The 15,275-nt window shown below is 40.5% G+C and carries 18 protein-coding genes; 3 read left to right on the top strand and 15 right to left on the bottom strand.

Going from position 1 to position 15,275, the window contains the following annotated elements:
• Together B9T26_RS13085 and B9T26_RS13080 are read right to left on the bottom strand one after the other, a co-directional pair.
• A partial coding sequence (locus B9T26_RS13085; RefSeq protein ID WP_086200108.1) for a transposase occupies window positions 1–145 on the bottom strand: 145 nt, incomplete at its 3' end.
• A gap of 129 nt (window positions 146–274) precedes the next feature.
• Window positions 275–991: a hypothetical protein gene (locus B9T26_RS13080; protein ID WP_086200107.1), complete on the bottom strand. Its 717-nt coding sequence runs from the start codon at window positions 989–991 to the stop codon at window positions 275–277.
• Between the two features lie 486 nt (window positions 992–1,477).
• On the opposite strand from B9T26_RS13080, the gene dapB reads away from it, so the two are divergent.
• The 3 genes from dapB (at window position 1,478) to B9T26_RS13065 (ending at window position 4,164) form a co-directional block, all read left to right on the top strand.
• Window positions 1,478–2,299 carry a 4-hydroxy-tetrahydrodipicolinate reductase gene (dapB, locus tag B9T26_RS13075; protein ID WP_086176571.1) on the top strand — a complete coding sequence of 274 codons (822 nt, stop codon included), beginning with the start codon at window positions 1,478–1,480 and terminating at the stop codon, window positions 2,297–2,299.
• Between the two features lie 60 nt (window positions 2,300–2,359).
• Window positions 2,360–3,004, top strand: a complete 645-nt coding sequence (locus B9T26_RS13070; protein ID WP_086200106.1) for an START domain-containing protein — start codon at window positions 2,360–2,362, stop codon at window positions 3,002–3,004.
• Between the two features lie 269 nt (window positions 3,005–3,273).
• On the top strand, window positions 3,274–4,164 hold the full coding sequence (locus tag B9T26_RS13065; protein WP_086200105.1) for a LysR family transcriptional regulator: 891 nt from the start codon (window positions 3,274–3,276) through the stop codon (window positions 4,162–4,164).
• A 98-nt stretch (window positions 4,165–4,262) separates the two neighbouring features.
• Here B9T26_RS13065 and ahr read toward each other — a convergent pair whose 3' ends face one another.
• The 13 genes from ahr to B9T26_RS12995 form a co-directional block, all read right to left on the bottom strand.
• Window positions 4,263–5,285 carry an NADPH-dependent aldehyde reductase Ahr gene (ahr, locus tag B9T26_RS13060; protein ID WP_086200104.1) on the bottom strand — a complete coding sequence of 341 codons (1,023 nt, stop codon included), beginning with the start codon at window positions 5,283–5,285 and terminating at the stop codon, window positions 4,263–4,265.
• Between the two features lie 18 nt (window positions 5,286–5,303).
• Complete coding sequence (locus B9T26_RS13055) at window positions 5,304–5,888, bottom strand: DNA-3-methyladenine glycosylase I (protein ID WP_086200103.1); 585 nt, start codon at window positions 5,886–5,888, stop codon at window positions 5,304–5,306.
• A gap of 20 nt (window positions 5,889–5,908) precedes the next feature.
• Window positions 5,909–6,154 carry a hypothetical protein gene (locus tag B9T26_RS13050; protein WP_086200102.1) on the bottom strand — a complete coding sequence of 82 codons (246 nt, stop codon included), beginning with the start codon at window positions 6,152–6,154 and terminating at the stop codon, window positions 5,909–5,911.
• A gap of 16 nt (window positions 6,155–6,170) precedes the next feature.
• Entirely contained in the window at window positions 6,171–6,713 is a 543-nt protein-coding gene (locus B9T26_RS13045) for a M23 family metallopeptidase (RefSeq protein ID WP_086200101.1), read from the bottom strand.
• 63 nt (window positions 6,714–6,776) lie between these two features.
• Window positions 6,777–7,811 (bottom strand): A/G-specific adenine glycosylase, encoded by a 1,035-nt coding sequence (mutY, locus tag B9T26_RS13040; RefSeq protein ID WP_086200112.1) that lies wholly within the window; start codon window positions 7,809–7,811, stop codon window positions 6,777–6,779.
• Window positions 7,812–7,932: 121 nt separating this feature from the next.
• Complete coding sequence (locus B9T26_RS13035) at window positions 7,933–8,295, bottom strand: HIT family protein (RefSeq protein ID WP_086200100.1); 363 nt, start codon at window positions 8,293–8,295, stop codon at window positions 7,933–7,935.
• Between the two features lie 74 nt (window positions 8,296–8,369).
• Window positions 8,370–9,110 carry a dienelactone hydrolase family protein gene (locus B9T26_RS13030; protein ID WP_086200099.1) on the bottom strand — a complete coding sequence of 247 codons (741 nt, stop codon included), beginning with the start codon at window positions 9,108–9,110 and terminating at the stop codon, window positions 8,370–8,372.
• 168 nt (window positions 9,111–9,278) lie between these two features.
• On the bottom strand, window positions 9,279–9,494 hold the full coding sequence (locus tag B9T26_RS15565; protein WP_143223028.1) for a hypothetical protein: 216 nt from the start codon (window positions 9,492–9,494) through the stop codon (window positions 9,279–9,281).
• Window positions 9,495–9,603: 109 nt separating this feature from the next.
• Complete coding sequence (locus tag B9T26_RS13015; RefSeq protein ID WP_086200096.1) at window positions 9,604–10,305, bottom strand: FKBP-type peptidyl-prolyl cis-trans isomerase; 702 nt, start codon at window positions 10,303–10,305, stop codon at window positions 9,604–9,606.
• Window positions 10,306–10,353: 48 nt separating this feature from the next.
• On the bottom strand, window positions 10,354–11,058 hold the full coding sequence (locus B9T26_RS13010) for an FKBP-type peptidyl-prolyl cis-trans isomerase (RefSeq protein WP_086200095.1): 705 nt from the start codon (window positions 11,056–11,058) through the stop codon (window positions 10,354–10,356).
• A gap of 324 nt (window positions 11,059–11,382) precedes the next feature.
• Window positions 11,383–13,581 carry a polysaccharide biosynthesis tyrosine autokinase gene (locus tag B9T26_RS13005; protein WP_086200094.1) on the bottom strand — a complete coding sequence of 733 codons (2,199 nt, stop codon included), beginning with the start codon at window positions 13,579–13,581 and terminating at the stop codon, window positions 11,383–11,385.
• Between the two features lie 18 nt (window positions 13,582–13,599).
• Entirely contained in the window at window positions 13,600–14,028 is a 429-nt protein-coding gene (locus B9T26_RS13000) for a low molecular weight protein-tyrosine-phosphatase (protein ID WP_086200093.1), read from the bottom strand.
• Between the two features lies 1 nt (window position 14,029).
• On the bottom strand, window positions 14,030–15,133 hold the full coding sequence (locus B9T26_RS12995) for a polysaccharide biosynthesis/export family protein (protein ID WP_413772770.1): 1,104 nt from the start codon (window positions 15,131–15,133) through the stop codon (window positions 14,030–14,032).
• Between the last annotated feature and the right edge of the window lie 142 nt (window positions 15,134–15,275).

Here is a 15,275-nt window from a genome sequence, read left to right as displayed (position 1 = left end):
TTGGGTTAGCTTCACGAATCCATTTATCTAATGTGGAATAACCCACACCTAATTTCTGGGCGATTGCAGCTACAGACTCGTGTGAGTTTGAAAGTGCATAATCAATTGCTTGCTGTTTAAATTCTGGACTAAAGCGTTTAGCCATTTTTACATCTCCAAAGTTAACGTTACGTTATCTTTAGAGGGACTACATGTCCATTATTTTGGCTAGGATCATCTTAATTAAATTACAGGTTGTTGAATTAATTAATTTTATCATACTGATATTGGTGCATTAATTTTTATTTTTTAGAATAATTTCATTACTTAAATCATCAAATCTATTTTCAAATTCTATTGAATTAATAAGCTTCTCACCTAGATTTGTTATTTTTAATGGTGAATCTCCAAAAAATGTAGGAGTAATGAGATTTAGATTTTGCAATTCTGCCAGATATGTAGGTAGATTAATGTTTTTATTTGATAAATAACTCATATCGTTATATTTCCAATTTGAACCAGCTCCTAAAATATAAAATTTATTGAGGACATCTAAATGATGAAATGTGAGTTTATCTAAAATGACAATGAATAAGGAAATTGTTTGTGGAGTTAAAGACGTATCTATACAACCATTTGCATATAAATTAGAAAAAAATTTTACTTTTTCTTCCTCATACTGGTCTTTTGATTTTAATAAAATAGCCTCAAATAATTCTTCAAAAGTTTTTCTTCTACCCACAGAAAACCTAAAAAATTCATCATCTCTAATCATTAAGCCATTTTTTTGATGAAGTTTTAACTTTTCAACAAAATATTGATACGCCATATTAGTTCTAAAAGCCTCTCGGTTAGAGAGTTTTTTATCAAGAGTATCGGCTACTACATCGCCTGTTGAAGTAATTAATAGGCTTAATAAGCCTGTTGGTTCTATTAAAAATGTTGGGGCAATTACACCTAAAATTTCTGAACCTTTACGAACTATTTTGGGGACTTTTTTTTCAGTACTCATAAACAATATTCACCATTAATAATTAACTATTTCTAAAATTAACATAATACACGTTATACGAAATTAAAAATTTATTTAATTAAAAATCATATACTTATATTAAAATAAAAAGCCCAATCAACCTCGATTGGGCTTTTTTATAAATCTCTTATGTTCCACGATTAATTTTTAATCATTGTTCCACAAATCTGATTAGCTTTTTTAAATAATGAGCTGTTTTTCTTATCCAAATTCTCTGTATCTCTCAATTCTTACATGAGTCTTTTTCTTGATCAGCAAGAATCAAGTCTCAGATTCAATTTATAGTTAAAATTGACTATCTGCCAGATTCCACAAAAGTCTGCATGGCTGTATCTTTCCGTTTTTTATCAAGATCAGTGATTTTGCTATTTAGGTATTTTCATTGATTTTATGCAATCAATCTTAGTGTTATTACAGAGTTTTGATATAGTAAGAACAATTTAGAATCAACATTAGGAATATGTTATGTCAGCAGCTCCACGCATTGGTGTATTGGGTGCAGGCGGCCGTATGGGACGCATCCTTATTCAGGCAGTGAAAGAAGCAGGTTATCAACTTGCAGCAGCAGTTGAACGTCCTGAAAGCAGCCTGATTGGTGCAGATGCAGGGGAGATGGCAGGTATTGGTGCTGTTGGTGTAAAAGTGGTGGGTAGTCTGCAAGAAGTTTTGCAGGACTGTGACGTGGTGATTGATTTTACTGCACCGGTTGCTACTGCCCAGCATTTGAAATTATGCCGTGAAGCAGGCGTGGCAATTGTGATTGGTACCACCGGTATGAATGACGAACAAAAAGCCTTCCTGGATGACAGCGCAACTCAAACTCCTGTAGTGTATGCGGCAAACTATTCGGTTGGCGTGAACGTTTCCATCAAACTGTTGGAACTTGCTTCCAAAGTGTTTGGTGATACTGTTGATATTGAAGTAATTGAAGCGCATCACCGTCATAAAGTCGATGCCCCGTCAGGTACAGCATTGATGATGGGTGAGGCGATTGCCGGTGCTTTAGGTCGTGACCTGAAAAAAGATGCGGTTTATCACCGTGAAGGGCATACGGGTCCACGCGAACGTCAAAGTATTGGTTTCCAGACTATTCGTGGTGGCGATATTGTCGGTGAACATACCGTAATGTTTATTGGTGAAGGCGAACGTGTTGAAATTACCCATAAAGCAACCAACCGTATGAACTTTGCCGCAGGTGCAGTACGTGCCGCAGCTTGGGTGGTGGGCCGCGAAGCGGGTAAATATGACATGAAAGATGTACTGGGTTTTAACGATATTAAGGTATAAAAAATCGTTAAAATCATTTATAACAATACACAGCAAAATTAAAATAAGAAGCACAATGGAATGAAAAAAGTGATATTAATGGCTTGTACAGTAGCAATGCTTGCTACTGTACAAGCTAAACCTGTAGATAATGCCAAGCTCAGTATTAACAAGAATAATATTAAAGTTTGGACCTATCAGAACAATCAAAATCCGGTATTTTTATATAAAGCTGAAACTACCTACGATACGCCTTTTGAAAAAGCTGTTGGTCTGATTCTGGATGTCGACCATGCAGTGAAATGGGTACCGTATATGGGCAGTGTGAAAGTGCTGTCGCGTGACGATAAAAAAGGTGAATTTTTATTGTATATGGTGCTGGATTTTCCTTTTCCGCTGAAAGATCGTGATTTAGTGGTACAAGGTAAAATGATGAAAGATGCACAAGGCATCATCAGCATTAAAAACAAGGCAGTCGATAAAGGTTATCCGAAAAATCCCAATTATATTCGTTTAACCCATTATGAAGGGGATTGGACTTTTCAGAAGTTAGCCAACAATAAGGTTAAGGTTTCAACGTATGGCTACGCCAATCCAGAGGGCTCTATTCCTTTAACCTTTGTGAATATGTTTGTACAGCAGCAACCGTATCAGATGCTGCAAAAGATGAAAGCAGAACTCGTCAGATCCTCGAATATTCCGCTGTTGCCTGAAGCTTTACGTTAATCAGGAAAAATAAAAAGTCCGCATCATGATGCGGACTTTTTTCTAAATGTATTTTATGGACAGGGTGGATCATCTCCTGCTTTACAGCAGTGGAGCTCGGGCAAAGGTGGCTGGTTCGTAAATGTTGAATGCCAATGCAAGTGATGGATTGCTGGATTCATGCAATCTTTAAATTTTGAAGATGAACGTGATTTTAAAGGTTAATTGTTGTTAAAAAATATATTACTTTGCACAATATTATTGATGAATAATCAATACATGAGTGGAAGATGAAATCGACCATTGAAGAACTCCACGCCTTTGTGACCATTGTAGACAGTGGTTCGATTGTCATGGCAGCCGAGCGTTTAGGGCAGACTACTTCTGGGGTTAGTCGGGCCTTGCAACGTCTTGAAAACAAGCTGAATGTAACCTTGCTGGAACGCACCACCCGTAAACTTAAATTGACCCAAGAAGGGCAAATCTTTCTGGAAAAAGCCCGCAAAATTCTCAATGATCTGGCTGCAGCCGAAGATGCGTTGCTGCAATCGGATAGTGATACTTCGGGACGGATTCGTGTGGATTCCGCCACGCCTTTTATTTTGCATGTCATTGTGCCGCTGATGCAGGAGTTTGTGCAGCGCTATCCCAACATTGAAATTGAACTGAATAATCATGATCAGGTCATTGATTTACTCGAACATAAAACCGATGTCGCGATTCGGTTTGGAGAACTGCACGATTCAAGTCTACATGCCAAGTTATTGTGTCGCAGCCGCTTGTATATTGTGGCGAGTCCTCTCTACTTGGAACAACATGGAGTACCGCAATCTCCAGCGGATTTATTCCAGCATGCTTTACTGGGTTTTAGCCAGCCGACGCATTTAAATAGCTGGCCGGTTCAGTTGAATGGTGAAGATTTGATTGTTCATCCCAAAATAAAAGCCTCCAATGGAGAAACGGTTCGGCAACTCGCTTTACAAGGCTTGGGAATTACCTGTTTGTCACGCTTTTTAGTCGAAGATGATTTACAGGCCGGTCGCCTGAATGCCTTATTTGAAGATCAAATTCGTCTGCATTATCAGAACATTCATGCAGTGTACTATCGACAAGAGCATCTACCGAAAAGGGTGCATTTATTTATCGAATTTCTGGCACAAAAGCTGGCTGTATATTTATAAGAGACTTAAACACCAATCAGTCAGAATTAATAAAAAACTGCCAAGCTCGACGGGGCTTGGCAGTTTGGATTCGAGTGAAAGTTAAACTGAAAAATAAACTAGAAATCCGCTTTGAGTACAATCCGGTAACGGGCCTGACCCGAATGCAGACGTTCAATGGCTTGATTAAGTTGTGACATCGGAAAAACTTCAATTTGCGGTGCAATATTTTTACGTGCAGCAAACTTCAGTAATTGGCGTAGTGCCGCAGGAGAACCGGTAGATGAACCTGTAACCGATTTTGCTCCGCCAATCAGCATGCCGGCAGAAATCTGCAGTGGTTCAAGCACCAAACCCAGCATATGCACGGTACCGTTTGCAGCCAGAGTACTTAAATAAGCCGACCAGTCCAGAGTGACATTGACGGTGCTCAACAATAAATCAAACTTGCCTCGTTGCGATTTAATGGCTTGAAGATCACGGCTGTTGACCACATGATCTGCCCCCATGGACTTAAGCTCTTCAGTCTTGTCCAAATTTGAAGTAAAGGCGGTAATTTCACAGCCCCAGGCTTTCAGCAGTTTGATTGCCATATGACCCAGGCCGCCAATCCCGATCACACCCACATGATGTATGGCTTGAATTTGATGTTTTAGAATCGGATCAAATACGGTAATACCACCACAGAGCAGAGGGCCGGCACTTTCAGGATCCAGATCTTCGGGTAGAGGAATCACCCATTGCCAGCCGGCACGGACTTTGTCGGCAAATCCACCGGCATGTCCAACAATGGTCGCCGTTTGTCCGCCAGTACAGAGCACTTGCTGACCCGATATGCACGGATCACAATACTGACAGCTTTCAGCAGTCCAGCCAATACCTACGCGTTGACCCACTTTCAGGCCTTTGGCTTCTGAACCCAGTTGGGTAATGGTGCCAATAATTTCATGTCCTGCCACCACAGGATAAACCGAAGATTTCCAGTCATTATTGATCACGGAAATATCGGAATGACATAGGCCACAATATTCGACTTTAACTTCAACCTGATGCGGCTGCAGTTCTCCGGCATCAAACTGATAAGGCTCTAGTGCTGCACCGGCCTGCATGGCTGCATAGGCATGGATAATATTATTACTCATGGCAAAATCCTTTCATGATCATTTTAATGATGAACTTGTTTTAAACGCGCAGTGATTTTCATGGTCATTGACCATTCCCACAGCCTGCATAAAGGCATAACAGATGGTGGGGCCTACAAATTTAAAGCCTTTATTTTTCAATGCTTTTGAAAGTGCCAGGCTGCTTTCAGTCTGGGCGGGTGCCTGCCGATAATCGGCAACATCATTGACCACAGCCTGGTGATTGACGAAACTCCATAACCAGTCACTGACATTGCTGTGTTGTGGTTTTAATTGTTGGGTTAAATGTTGCCAGGCTATGGCATTGTCACGAATCGCTTTGAGCTTGCCGATATGCCGGATCAAGCCGGCATCTTGTAATTTATTTTCCAGATCAGCATCACTGAACTGGGCGATCTCGGCAATAGGATATTGAAAGAAATGCTGTCGATAGCTATCACGTTTTTTCAGTACGGTAATCCAGGACAAACCTGCTTGTTGCCCTTCCAGACACAGCATTTCAAATAAATGGGTTTCATGATGACTGGGAATTCCCCACTCATGGTCATGATAAGCCATATAAAGAGGATCATTCGAGCACCAGCCACAGCGTTGAATCGACATTTCTGATGCTCCTTAGGTACTTATAGCTTAAATTCGGTCCATTGATCTTGCTGATTATCCCAGTAATACAGTTCGGCTTGTGGTAAGTCAGCGAACTGAATCCACATGTCCTTACCGGTTTTTTCGGCAAAACCGGTACTGATCAAAAGCGCTTCTTCGGTAATTTCCATCACCCAGCCCTGGTGGGTTTGTCCCGCCAAAACAATTTTTTGCTGGTTGCCTGATTCAGCAAATTCGACCAAACGGTTGATCAACGCTTCTGACATGAATAGTTCCTAAAAATTAACGTAAATACGGATAGGGATTGACCACACCACGACCTTTACCCTCAAGATAAATGCCGTAATGCAAATGCGGGGCAGTATGGCGTGCATTGCCGGTGTTACCAACATAGCCGATGAGATCGCCCTTTTTCACATAATCACCAACATTTAAATTGCGCTTATGATCATCAAGATGCGCATAGTAATGCCAGCTTCCACCCGGTCCCAAAATCCAAACCACTTTACCACCCAAATTGTTATTGCGTAAGTCGGCAATGAGGCCTTCTGTGGCACTAAACACTTTTGTTCCACGTGGAGCCATAATATCAATGCCTTCATGGGTGCGGCCACTACTGCGGGAAGCGCCCCAGGTATCTTTTAACTGTCTGGCCTTGATATTTTGTACAGGAATCGGCAAGGATGATTTCAGTTGCATACTCTTCAGTTTTTGCACCTGAGCTGGAGGAAGCGGGGTAGTAGAAGGTTTTTGCGGCGTCGAGGTACATGCCGCAATCCATAAAATGCTTAAACCCAAAAATAAGGTCGAAATAAAACGTAGCACGCTGCATCCTTTTTTCATGCTTATGACTATGAAAATTCTTTTGAAGTCTTATGCCTGACTATGTCATAAATTTACAGCAGAGATCAATTTTTTCATTGCAGTGGGCAGGCCCATGGCTGTTGCCCTTTGTGGCGTTAACCAGGTGCCATTCAGTTCAATGGCCAGGTGTTCCTGCTGGTCAGTATCCAGTTCAAAACAGACGGCTTCCAGTTGCCAGGTAAAGTGAGTAAAACTATGCGTGATTTGCGCTCGTTGGAGGACTTTTTTTAAACCTAAAGATTGGCACAGTTGCTCAAATTCGGCAGCATCTTCAATAATGGGCAGGCACCATAAGCCGCCCCATAGTCCGCTATTCGGACGTTGTTGCCATAACCATTGATCATGCGACTGAATCAGCAAAACTTGCGCTGATTTTAGCGGAACAGGTTTTTTGGCTTTTTTAAACGGCAGTTCGGTTTCCAGCCCTTGTTGATGCGCTTTGCAGTGCTGTTGCATCGGGCAATATAAACAGAGCGGTTTTTTCGGGGTACAGATGGTCGCCCCGAGATCCATAATGGCCTGAGTATAGTCATGATTACGCTCAACCGGGCAGAACTGTTCTGCCAGTTGCCACATGGCACGTTCATGTACAGGCTTGGACAGATCATCCTCAATGGCACAGAAACGCGCCAATACTCGTTTGACATTGCCATCCATAATCACGCCGTACTGACGCAAACCCAGTGACATCAATGCCCCTGCAGTAGATGGGCCAATTCCGGGAAGCTCGATCCATTCTTCTAAAGTAGCTGGAAAATGACCTTGACGAGCCACTATTCCTGCAGCTTTATGCAAATTTCGAGCACGGGCATAGTAACCCAGGCCGGCCCAATACGGTGCCACATCATCCCAACTGGCCTGTCCTAAATCTTCAACTGTGGGAAAGCGCTCAATAAAACGCTGAAAATATTGCAGCACAGTTTTCACTTGGGTCTGCTGTAACATGATTTCAGAGACCCAGACTTTATAAGGGTCATCTGCCACTTGCCAAGGCAAATCATGACGACCATGAACATCGAACCAGGAAAGCAGGGCATCGGAAAATGAAAACTGTGACATGTGAACCGTGTGGTGAGAATAGATGAATAGTATAACGAAAATTGCCTGGGACTGCGGTGCTGCCCAAATCAAAAAATGATGCCGAAGCATCATTTTTTGATTGATAAAGCTCAGTCCATTTTTATTCGCTGAGCATGCCCCAACGTTCATCCAATTTCAGGGTTTGGCCTTCATAGCGTGGAATAATATGGATGTGCAGATGTTTATTCGCCTGACCAAACACCGCACCATCATTAAAGCCAATATGGAAGCCTGAAGGATGGTAACGTAACTTTAATTCATTACGGGCAAGCTCAAGCAGGGACATCAAACTTTTACGTTCTTTATCAGTGATATCAAAAAAAGAGCTGACATGGCGCAGAGGAACAATAACCGAGTGACCTTTAGATAAAGCATTGGGCTCGGGTAAAATTACACCGAAATCATTTTTATCAATGATGTCATATTCATCAAAGTTGCAATATGGGCAATTGTTTTCAGTCATTGTTCTATCCTCTCTTAAAAATGATCCATGTCACTGGATGGGTAAAAATAGCAGAGCCACTTTCACCTTCCTTGTTATTCACCAAGTCGCTTTTTAAATAATTGGTACATGGCAGATAAACCTTGCTGTTCAGCTGCCGCGTTATAGCCTAAATCAACACCATTGGCTTTGGCACGTTCGTCTGCAAGCGGGTTGCTAAAGCCATGTTTAGCACCTTCCAGGATAATGACTTTATGCTCAACTTGAGCGGCCTGCATTTCTTCTTTAAAGCGTGCTACATCTTCCAGGCTGACCATGCTGTCCAGTTCTCCGTGAAGCACTAGAATTTCAGCTTTGACCTGTCCGGGTTGTGCCGGGGCTTTCGGGGTCAAGTTGCCATGAAAGATCACTACAGCCTGTAGATTTGCTCCGGAACGTGCCAGATCAAGTACCACCTTACCACCATAACAAAAGCCTACAGCTGCGAGTTTATCTGCATTTACTTCTTCTTGCGCAGCTAAAGTTGCTAAACCTGCGGACGCACGAGTCACAATTGTTTCAGGATCTTCAAAGGTTTGCATCATCCATTCGCTGGCTTGAGGCACGGCCGTAGTGACTTTTTTATCTCCGTACATATCAATGGCAAGAGCCGCATAGCCGTGTTCGGCCAGCTCACGCGCACGCTGTTCGGTGTAATCATTTCGTCCCCACCATTCTGGTGCAACAATAATTCCCGCGAGCAGTTTTTCTGATTCAGGTGCGGCAAAGTATCCTATCAAATGTGTTCCGTCTGGCGCGGTGTACTGAATTTCGCGGGTTTTAATGCTGAAAGTCATTGATTCAATCCTTGTAATGAATAAAAAACGTTTAATTAAAATATAGTAATGAATTTCTTTAATGATTGTACAAGATCGGACAATTTTGACGGCATACTATTATGCATAAATTGAAACATGCTTTTAATTCGCCAGATGATTAATCTAAATATTGAATAAATATGGTTTTTAATTGTATCTAAGAGGGATGGAGAGATAGCTAATTGAGAGGAAAAATTTAGCAATAATGGCTTCTTTAATGGCTTCTTTAATGGCTTCTTTAATGGCTTCTTTAATGGCTTCTTTAATGGCTTCTTTAATGGCTTCTTTAATGGCTTCTTTAATGGCTTCTTTAATGGCTTCTTTAATGGCTTCTTTAATGGCTTCTTTAATGGCTAAGCGCATGATGGGGGATGAAGAATGTCATCCATACTAAAAAAAGCGAGCAGCCATGACTGTTGGGGGGTATGAGATTGACTCACTCGCTATTTTCTAGTGAAAAGGGACCAATCCATTATTTGCTGGATTTAGGTAATACCTCAAGCAGCTCGACATCAAAAATTAAGGTGCTATTCGGTTCAATCACATCACCAGAACCAATTTGACCATAACCCAGTTGCGCTGGAATGAAAAAGCGATATTTGGCACCTTCTTTCATCAACTGCAAGCCTTCAGTCCAACCTTGAATGACTTGGCTCAGCTGAAACTCCGCTGGCTGATTTCGGGCAATTGAACTGTCAAATACTGTGCCATCAATCAATCGGCCTTCATAATTGACTTTCACCATGGAATTGGCCTTTGGTGATTTTCCATTACCCTGTTTTAAAATCTGATATTGCAAACCCGATTTGGTGGTCTGAACGCCTTCTTTTTTGGCATTGGCAGCTAAAAATTCAGCTCCAGTCTTGGCATTTGCCTCGGCCTTTTGTTTTAATTCAATCAGTTGTTTGGCTTCACTCTGTTTTTTCTGTTGATTCAGAACACGAGCCATTTCCTCATCGGTCAGGGCAGATTTACCGCCTTCAGTGGCTGTCTTTAAACCAAGGATGAAAGCCTCCAGGTCTAAATCTTTAAACGATTCAGCATTGCTACGTCCCATTAAATAACCAAAGCTGTAACCAACTTGTTCCTTTAAACTGCTGGTATTGGTCACCGGTTTTGCAAAACTTACCGTGGTGCACATGCATAAACAAAGTAGTGTTATAGGTGTTTTCATTTTCTTATCTCAAGATAAATAAGGAGAGCAAAAGCTCTCCTTCATTTTTTATTTTACTTTAATCAGTTCAACATCAAAAATAAGGGTGCTATTGGCAGGAATCATGCCAGGAACGCCCTGTTCACCATAGCCTAATTGTGAAGGAATATAAAGCGTAGCTTTACCGCCTTCTTTCATTAGTTGCAAACCTTCAGTCCAACCTGGAATGACTTGATTGAGTGGGAATTCAATAGGTTGGCCACGTTCAATCGAGCTGTCAAATACCTTGCCATCGACCAGTTGGCCTTTGTAATGCACGGTAACAACAGAAGTTGCAGTCGGCTGCTTACCGGTACCTTGTTTAATAATTTTGTACTGTAAACCTGAAGCTGTGGTGATTACACCTGGTTTATTCTTGTTTTCAGCCAAGAAATTGTCACTTGATGATTGCGCTGTTTTCGCTTGATCAAGCTGTTTTTGTTGCATTTCTTTTTGGAACTGCTGATAGGCTTGTTGTAGTTCTTGTTCTGTATAAGCCGGTTTATTACGAGCATGACCTTCACGTACACCTGTAACAAAACTATTAATATCTAATTCAGGTGGTGTTTGATGTGCAACTTCATAACCGAGTGCATAACTGATTTTTTCAACAGCAGAGGCATTTTTTGATGCTTTTGATGTCGCAGTAGCCGGGTTTTGAGTTGCATAATAAACAGGTACAAGTGCAGCACCGCCTAAAATAACAGCGACAGCGATGGGTAAGGCTTTACTCATAGGTTTTCCCAAAATCATTTTATATTAAAAAAGTTGCATTAATTTTAGCAGACTTTTCTATCCAGCACGTTTCGAGCGAATCGTGTTGTACAGAAATCCAATATATTCTTATCAACTTCACTATTCTATAACAGTCTGAATATATAAAACATTTCTCATACAATAAAATATCTGTTTTTTATTTTTATAGAAAATGAAAAATAAGTTTTAAGCGACAGGTTTTATTCTCTCATCTTGCAATTAAATAGCCTTAAAAAAGCAAAAGCCAGTGACTTTCACTGGCTTCTAGCATAAAACGATTTAAATGATATTCATGAAAACCACTTAATCATGATCTTTTGAGGCTTTATAACCATAGGTATAATTATAGCCATAGCCATAGCCATAGCCATAACTGCCCGAGCCACGTTGAATATCATTCAGAATAAAGCCATTCACCTTAACATTCACTTGTTCAAAACGATTAATCGTTAATTCAAGCTCTTTCATTTGTGATTTTGCATAACGCGCAATGACTAAATTCACACCCGCATATTGGGAAATGATAATACCGTCTGTTACAGCCAGTACAGGTGGGGTATCAATAATAATATGATCATACATTGGCGAAATTTGATCGAGAAGTTCCGAGAATTTTGCCGAACTTAAAAGCTCTGAAGGATTGACTGGACTTTTACCACGCGTGATCACATCTAAATGAGAAACTTCAGTGGATTTAATAATACCTTCAACTGATTGTTGACCATTTAAATATTCGGCTAAACCGGATTGATTATCTTGAGAAAAATATTTATGCAAATAACCACGGCGCATGTCGCCATCAATAATAAGCACCCGCTTGTTACTTTGCGCCAAAATGGTGGCTAAGTTGGTCGAAATAAAAGATTTACCCACTTCAGGGGCAGGACCTGAAATCATGATGATATTATTTTTGGCTTTGCTTAACGCAAAGTGAATGGCTGTACGCATGCTACGTAAGCTTTCAATCGCAATATCATCGCTATTTTTAATGGCTAAAATAGGAATATTCTTTTTATTTTTCAGAAGTTTAATTCGACTTTCTTGAATCGGTGAACGCGGAACTGTGGCATACACAGGTAAATCCAGTTCATTTTCAATTTGATTGGAATCTTTGATTCCTGAACGCATCATATTGCGTAATAAAGCCAGTAAGGTTCCAAGGAAACCACCGAGGAAGAGGGCCAAAATTAAAATTTGCAGTTTTTTCGGCGCAATTGGTTTAATTGGCAATACGGCAGTATCAACTACACGGACATTACCGATTTCACCGGCTTTGGCAATACGGAGTTGCTGGTAAGAGTTAAGCAGGGCTGTATAAAGCTGCTGTTTTACTTCCACTTCACGATATAGCTGTAAATAGCGGCGTTGCAAATCAGGCAACTGTTTTAAGGTGCCGTTCAACTCACCAATTTTCTTATCTATTGCACCCAGTTGAGCGGTCATTTGCTGCATCACTGGGTGTTCACTGGTGTATTTTGCAGAAGCTTCCGCCAGTTTTTGCTCCAGTTCAGCTTTGGAAGTTTCAAGCTGAATGCTCTGGGTTAAATACAGTTCGGATTCTTTGGTCACATCAACGGTATTAAACTGTTGACGGAATTTGTTAAATTCACGTTCAGCAACATCTAGCTGTTGTTTTAATTCCGGTAACTGTTCTTCAAGGAATTTAAGCGTTTGTGCAGTTTCAGCAGAACGGCGTTCAATGTTTTGCTGGCTATAGGCAACCAGAATCGAGTTGAGAACCTGGGTGATATGTTCTTTATCTTGACCTTGATAATTTAGACCTAAGATTCCGGTCATTTTCCCTTTTTCAGCCACAGAGTAGTTATCTGTGATTGAACTCATGGCAGCGGGTAAAGACATTTTTTCAATATTATAAGTGTCTTTGAGTTGGCCTTGAGTATAAATGCCCACTTTCCAGGTCCCGAATCCGGTACTGTGCTGGCTCTCTTGGTTGGTGAGTCCGCTAAAAACCACTTGCTGAGTTTTTGCATCTGTCAGGGTAAATTTATTGCCATTAAAATTGAGTAATAAATTTTTATCCAGGTAATCGGCTGGAACTTCAAACTTGCGTACCTCAAATGACAGCGTATCATCATTAAATAATACTGATTTGGCTTGATAACGAGTTTGATAATCGTGCGGATGGATTAACCGGTCAAAAAAACCATCTTCTGTCCCGGAAATTTTTAAATCCAGATTTAAATTTTTTATGACAGAACCAAGCACTAATCGAGATTTCAGCAGTTCAATTTCAGCTTGGGCAGGCTGTTTCTGCTCAATCATATTGGATAAATCACCCAATAAAGCGGCAGAGGTCCCTTTGCTTTCTTCTACTTGTACCAAGGCATCGACTGAATACGTATCTGGAGTAGTTCGTAAATACAGCAGTGCACAAACCAGACTTAAAATTACACATAGTGCAATGAGTTTCCATTGTGCAATCAGTGAGAAGAACAGCTCTTTTAAGTCAATTGTGTCTTCAGTATTGGTATTTTGGCTCATAATCTTGCTATCAAAAAGTTAAATGTGTTGTGTCCAGTCGTTAATACAATCTTGTATTAACTGACAGGTTTCATCAAAGACCAATTGCTCATGCTGGAAGGGGTCTGGAACGTTTCTGCCTTGCCAGTGACCTAATCGGAAGGTCTTTCCTTTAGCAAAAGGCCAGGTTTGTTCTAAATGCTTTTGCTGATTTTGACTCATGACTAAAATAAGATCGGCCTTTTTAATCAAATCAGCATTGAGCTTTTTGGCAATATGAGGACTCATATCAATCCCCAGACGCTGCATACAAAGTATAGCTTTTTGATCTGCAGGATGACTGACTAAACCGGAAATACCGGCAGACTCAATATGCAGTTGTGGATATTGCTGTTTTAAGAAATATTCAGCCATAGGACTACGACAGATATTACCCACGCAAACAACAAGAATATTTTGAATATTCATATTAATTGCCTAGATTATTAGCCGTATTAACAAGACTGGAAAAAGGAACCATTTGATTAATCACACGTTGCCAACGAGCAAGACCTGAAGCATCGACATAGACTATATCATTGCTGCGCATTTTAAATTTATTGGCTAAACCAAAATCGGCAATACTGGTTAAGTCCAGTTGATAAACTTCGGTGGATGTATCAACTATATGGCTACGAACCACATAGATTTTACTTCGACTTGCAGACAATGGATTTAAACCTAAACTTTCACCTAAAACATCACTTAAACTCATGCCCTGATCACGCATTGGCAGAGATTGGTTTTTACCGGATTCACCCATCACATAAATTTTTTGGTTTTCACGTGAATTGACATATAAAGTGTCATTTGGTTGTATCAGTAAATTATGTAAGGACAGCCCGGATTTTTCCAGCTCAATACTATTGAGTTGATAAGTACGGCCTTGTCTGACCAGAGTAATAGAGGTGTTATCGCCTTGCTGAGAATTGACTCCACCCGCCATGCCTAAAGCAGCATATACACTGACAGGTTGATCACTGAGAGAAAATTGTCCACCTTTCATCACATTCCCTTGTACAGAAAAGCGTTGACCTTGATAAGACAAAACACGGGCAATCACATCTGGCGTTTTTAAATAGCGTGAAAGTTGGTTGTGTAATTCTTGGTTCACCTGAGTTAATGATTTACCGGCAGCCTTATAGCGTCCAATCATAGGGAACTGGATATAGCCCTGTTGGTCTATTTGATATCCATTGGCTTGAACTGCTTGTTCATTATTAATTGTATTGGTAGGTGGCGTAATTTCAGGATAGGCCCAAAGATAAATAGAAAGAATATCTCCAGGACTCAATTTATAATTTTTATGGGAAGTATTAAATAAATGCGCATAATCCTGACGAATATTAATTTCAGCAGGCTGCACCGCAAATAAGGATTCTTGAGTGAGTTTTATTACATTAACTTGGGTGCCCAAATCCGTCTGGTAAACCCCTTCGCTTGGTAAATCATAAGTTTGTAAACCAGAAGTGATTGCACAACCCGTCATGGAACAACTTAAAACCAATAAAGCAGTATATTGAATTTTTCTCACTCGAAATCCTGTTGTAAAAATTATTAAAAACTTAAACTTAATGTATTTTACCTTTCAAATTGGAAAATAAATATAGCAAATTGTAAGCTATTTATGTGTAATAAAAAGGTGATACAGGTTGAATGAAAAACGATAAATGTGA

It is taken from the genome of Acinetobacter sp. ANC 4169, from assembly GCF_002135355.1.
Classification (GTDB): Bacteria; Pseudomonadota; Gammaproteobacteria; order Pseudomonadales; family Moraxellaceae; genus Acinetobacter.
The sequence above is the reverse complement of the archived record's forward strand: the minus strand, read 5'-3'. Positions and strand labels throughout refer to the sequence as shown.

Bases quoted from the DNA above. Each gene is read 5' to 3' on its own strand.
- B9T26_RS13080 (WP_086200107.1), bottom strand. From the start codon at position 991: ATGAGTACTGAAAAAAAAGTCCCCAAAATAGTTCGTAAAGGTTCAGAA.
- dapB (WP_086176571.1), top strand. From the start codon at position 1,478: ATGTCAGCAGCTCCACGCATTGGTGTATTGGGTGCAGGCGGCCGTATG.
- B9T26_RS13070 (WP_086200106.1), top strand. From the start codon at position 2,360: ATGAAAAAAGTGATATTAATGGCTTGTACAGTAGCAATGCTTGCTACT.
- B9T26_RS13065 (WP_086200105.1), top strand. From the start codon at position 3,274: ATGAAATCGACCATTGAAGAACTCCACGCCTTTGTGACCATTGTAGAC.
- ahr (WP_086200104.1), bottom strand. From the start codon at position 5,285: ATGAGTAATAATATTATCCATGCCTATGCAGCCATGCAGGCCGGTGCA.
- B9T26_RS13055 (WP_086200103.1), bottom strand. From the start codon at position 5,888: ATGTCGATTCAACGCTGTGGCTGGTGCTCGAATGATCCTCTTTATATG.
- B9T26_RS13050 (WP_086200102.1), bottom strand. From the start codon at position 6,154: ATGTCAGAAGCGTTGATCAACCGTTTGGTCGAATTTGCTGAATCAGGC.
- mutY (WP_086200112.1), bottom strand. From the start codon at position 7,811: ATGTCACAGTTTTCATTTTCCGATGCCCTGCTTTCCTGGTTCGATGTT.
- B9T26_RS13035 (WP_086200100.1), bottom strand. From the start codon at position 8,295: ATGACTGAAAACAATTGCCCATATTGCAACTTTGATGAATATGACATC.
- B9T26_RS13030 (WP_086200099.1), bottom strand. From the start codon at position 9,110: ATGACTTTCAGCATTAAAACCCGCGAAATTCAGTACACCGCGCCAGAC.
- B9T26_RS15565 (WP_143223028.1), bottom strand. From the start codon at position 9,494: ATGCGCTTAGCCATTAAAGAAGCCATTAAAGAAGCCATTAAAGAAGCC.
- B9T26_RS13015 (WP_086200096.1), bottom strand. From the start codon at position 10,305: ATGAAAACACCTATAACACTACTTTGTTTATGCATGTGCACCACGGTA.
- B9T26_RS13010 (WP_086200095.1), bottom strand. From the start codon at position 11,058: ATGAGTAAAGCCTTACCCATCGCTGTCGCTGTTATTTTAGGCGGTGCT.
- B9T26_RS13005 (WP_086200094.1), bottom strand. From the start codon at position 13,581: ATGAGCCAAAATACCAATACTGAAGACACAATTGACTTAAAAGAGCTG.
- B9T26_RS13000 (WP_086200093.1), bottom strand. From the start codon at position 14,028: ATGAATATTCAAAATATTCTTGTTGTTTGCGTGGGTAATATCTGTCGT.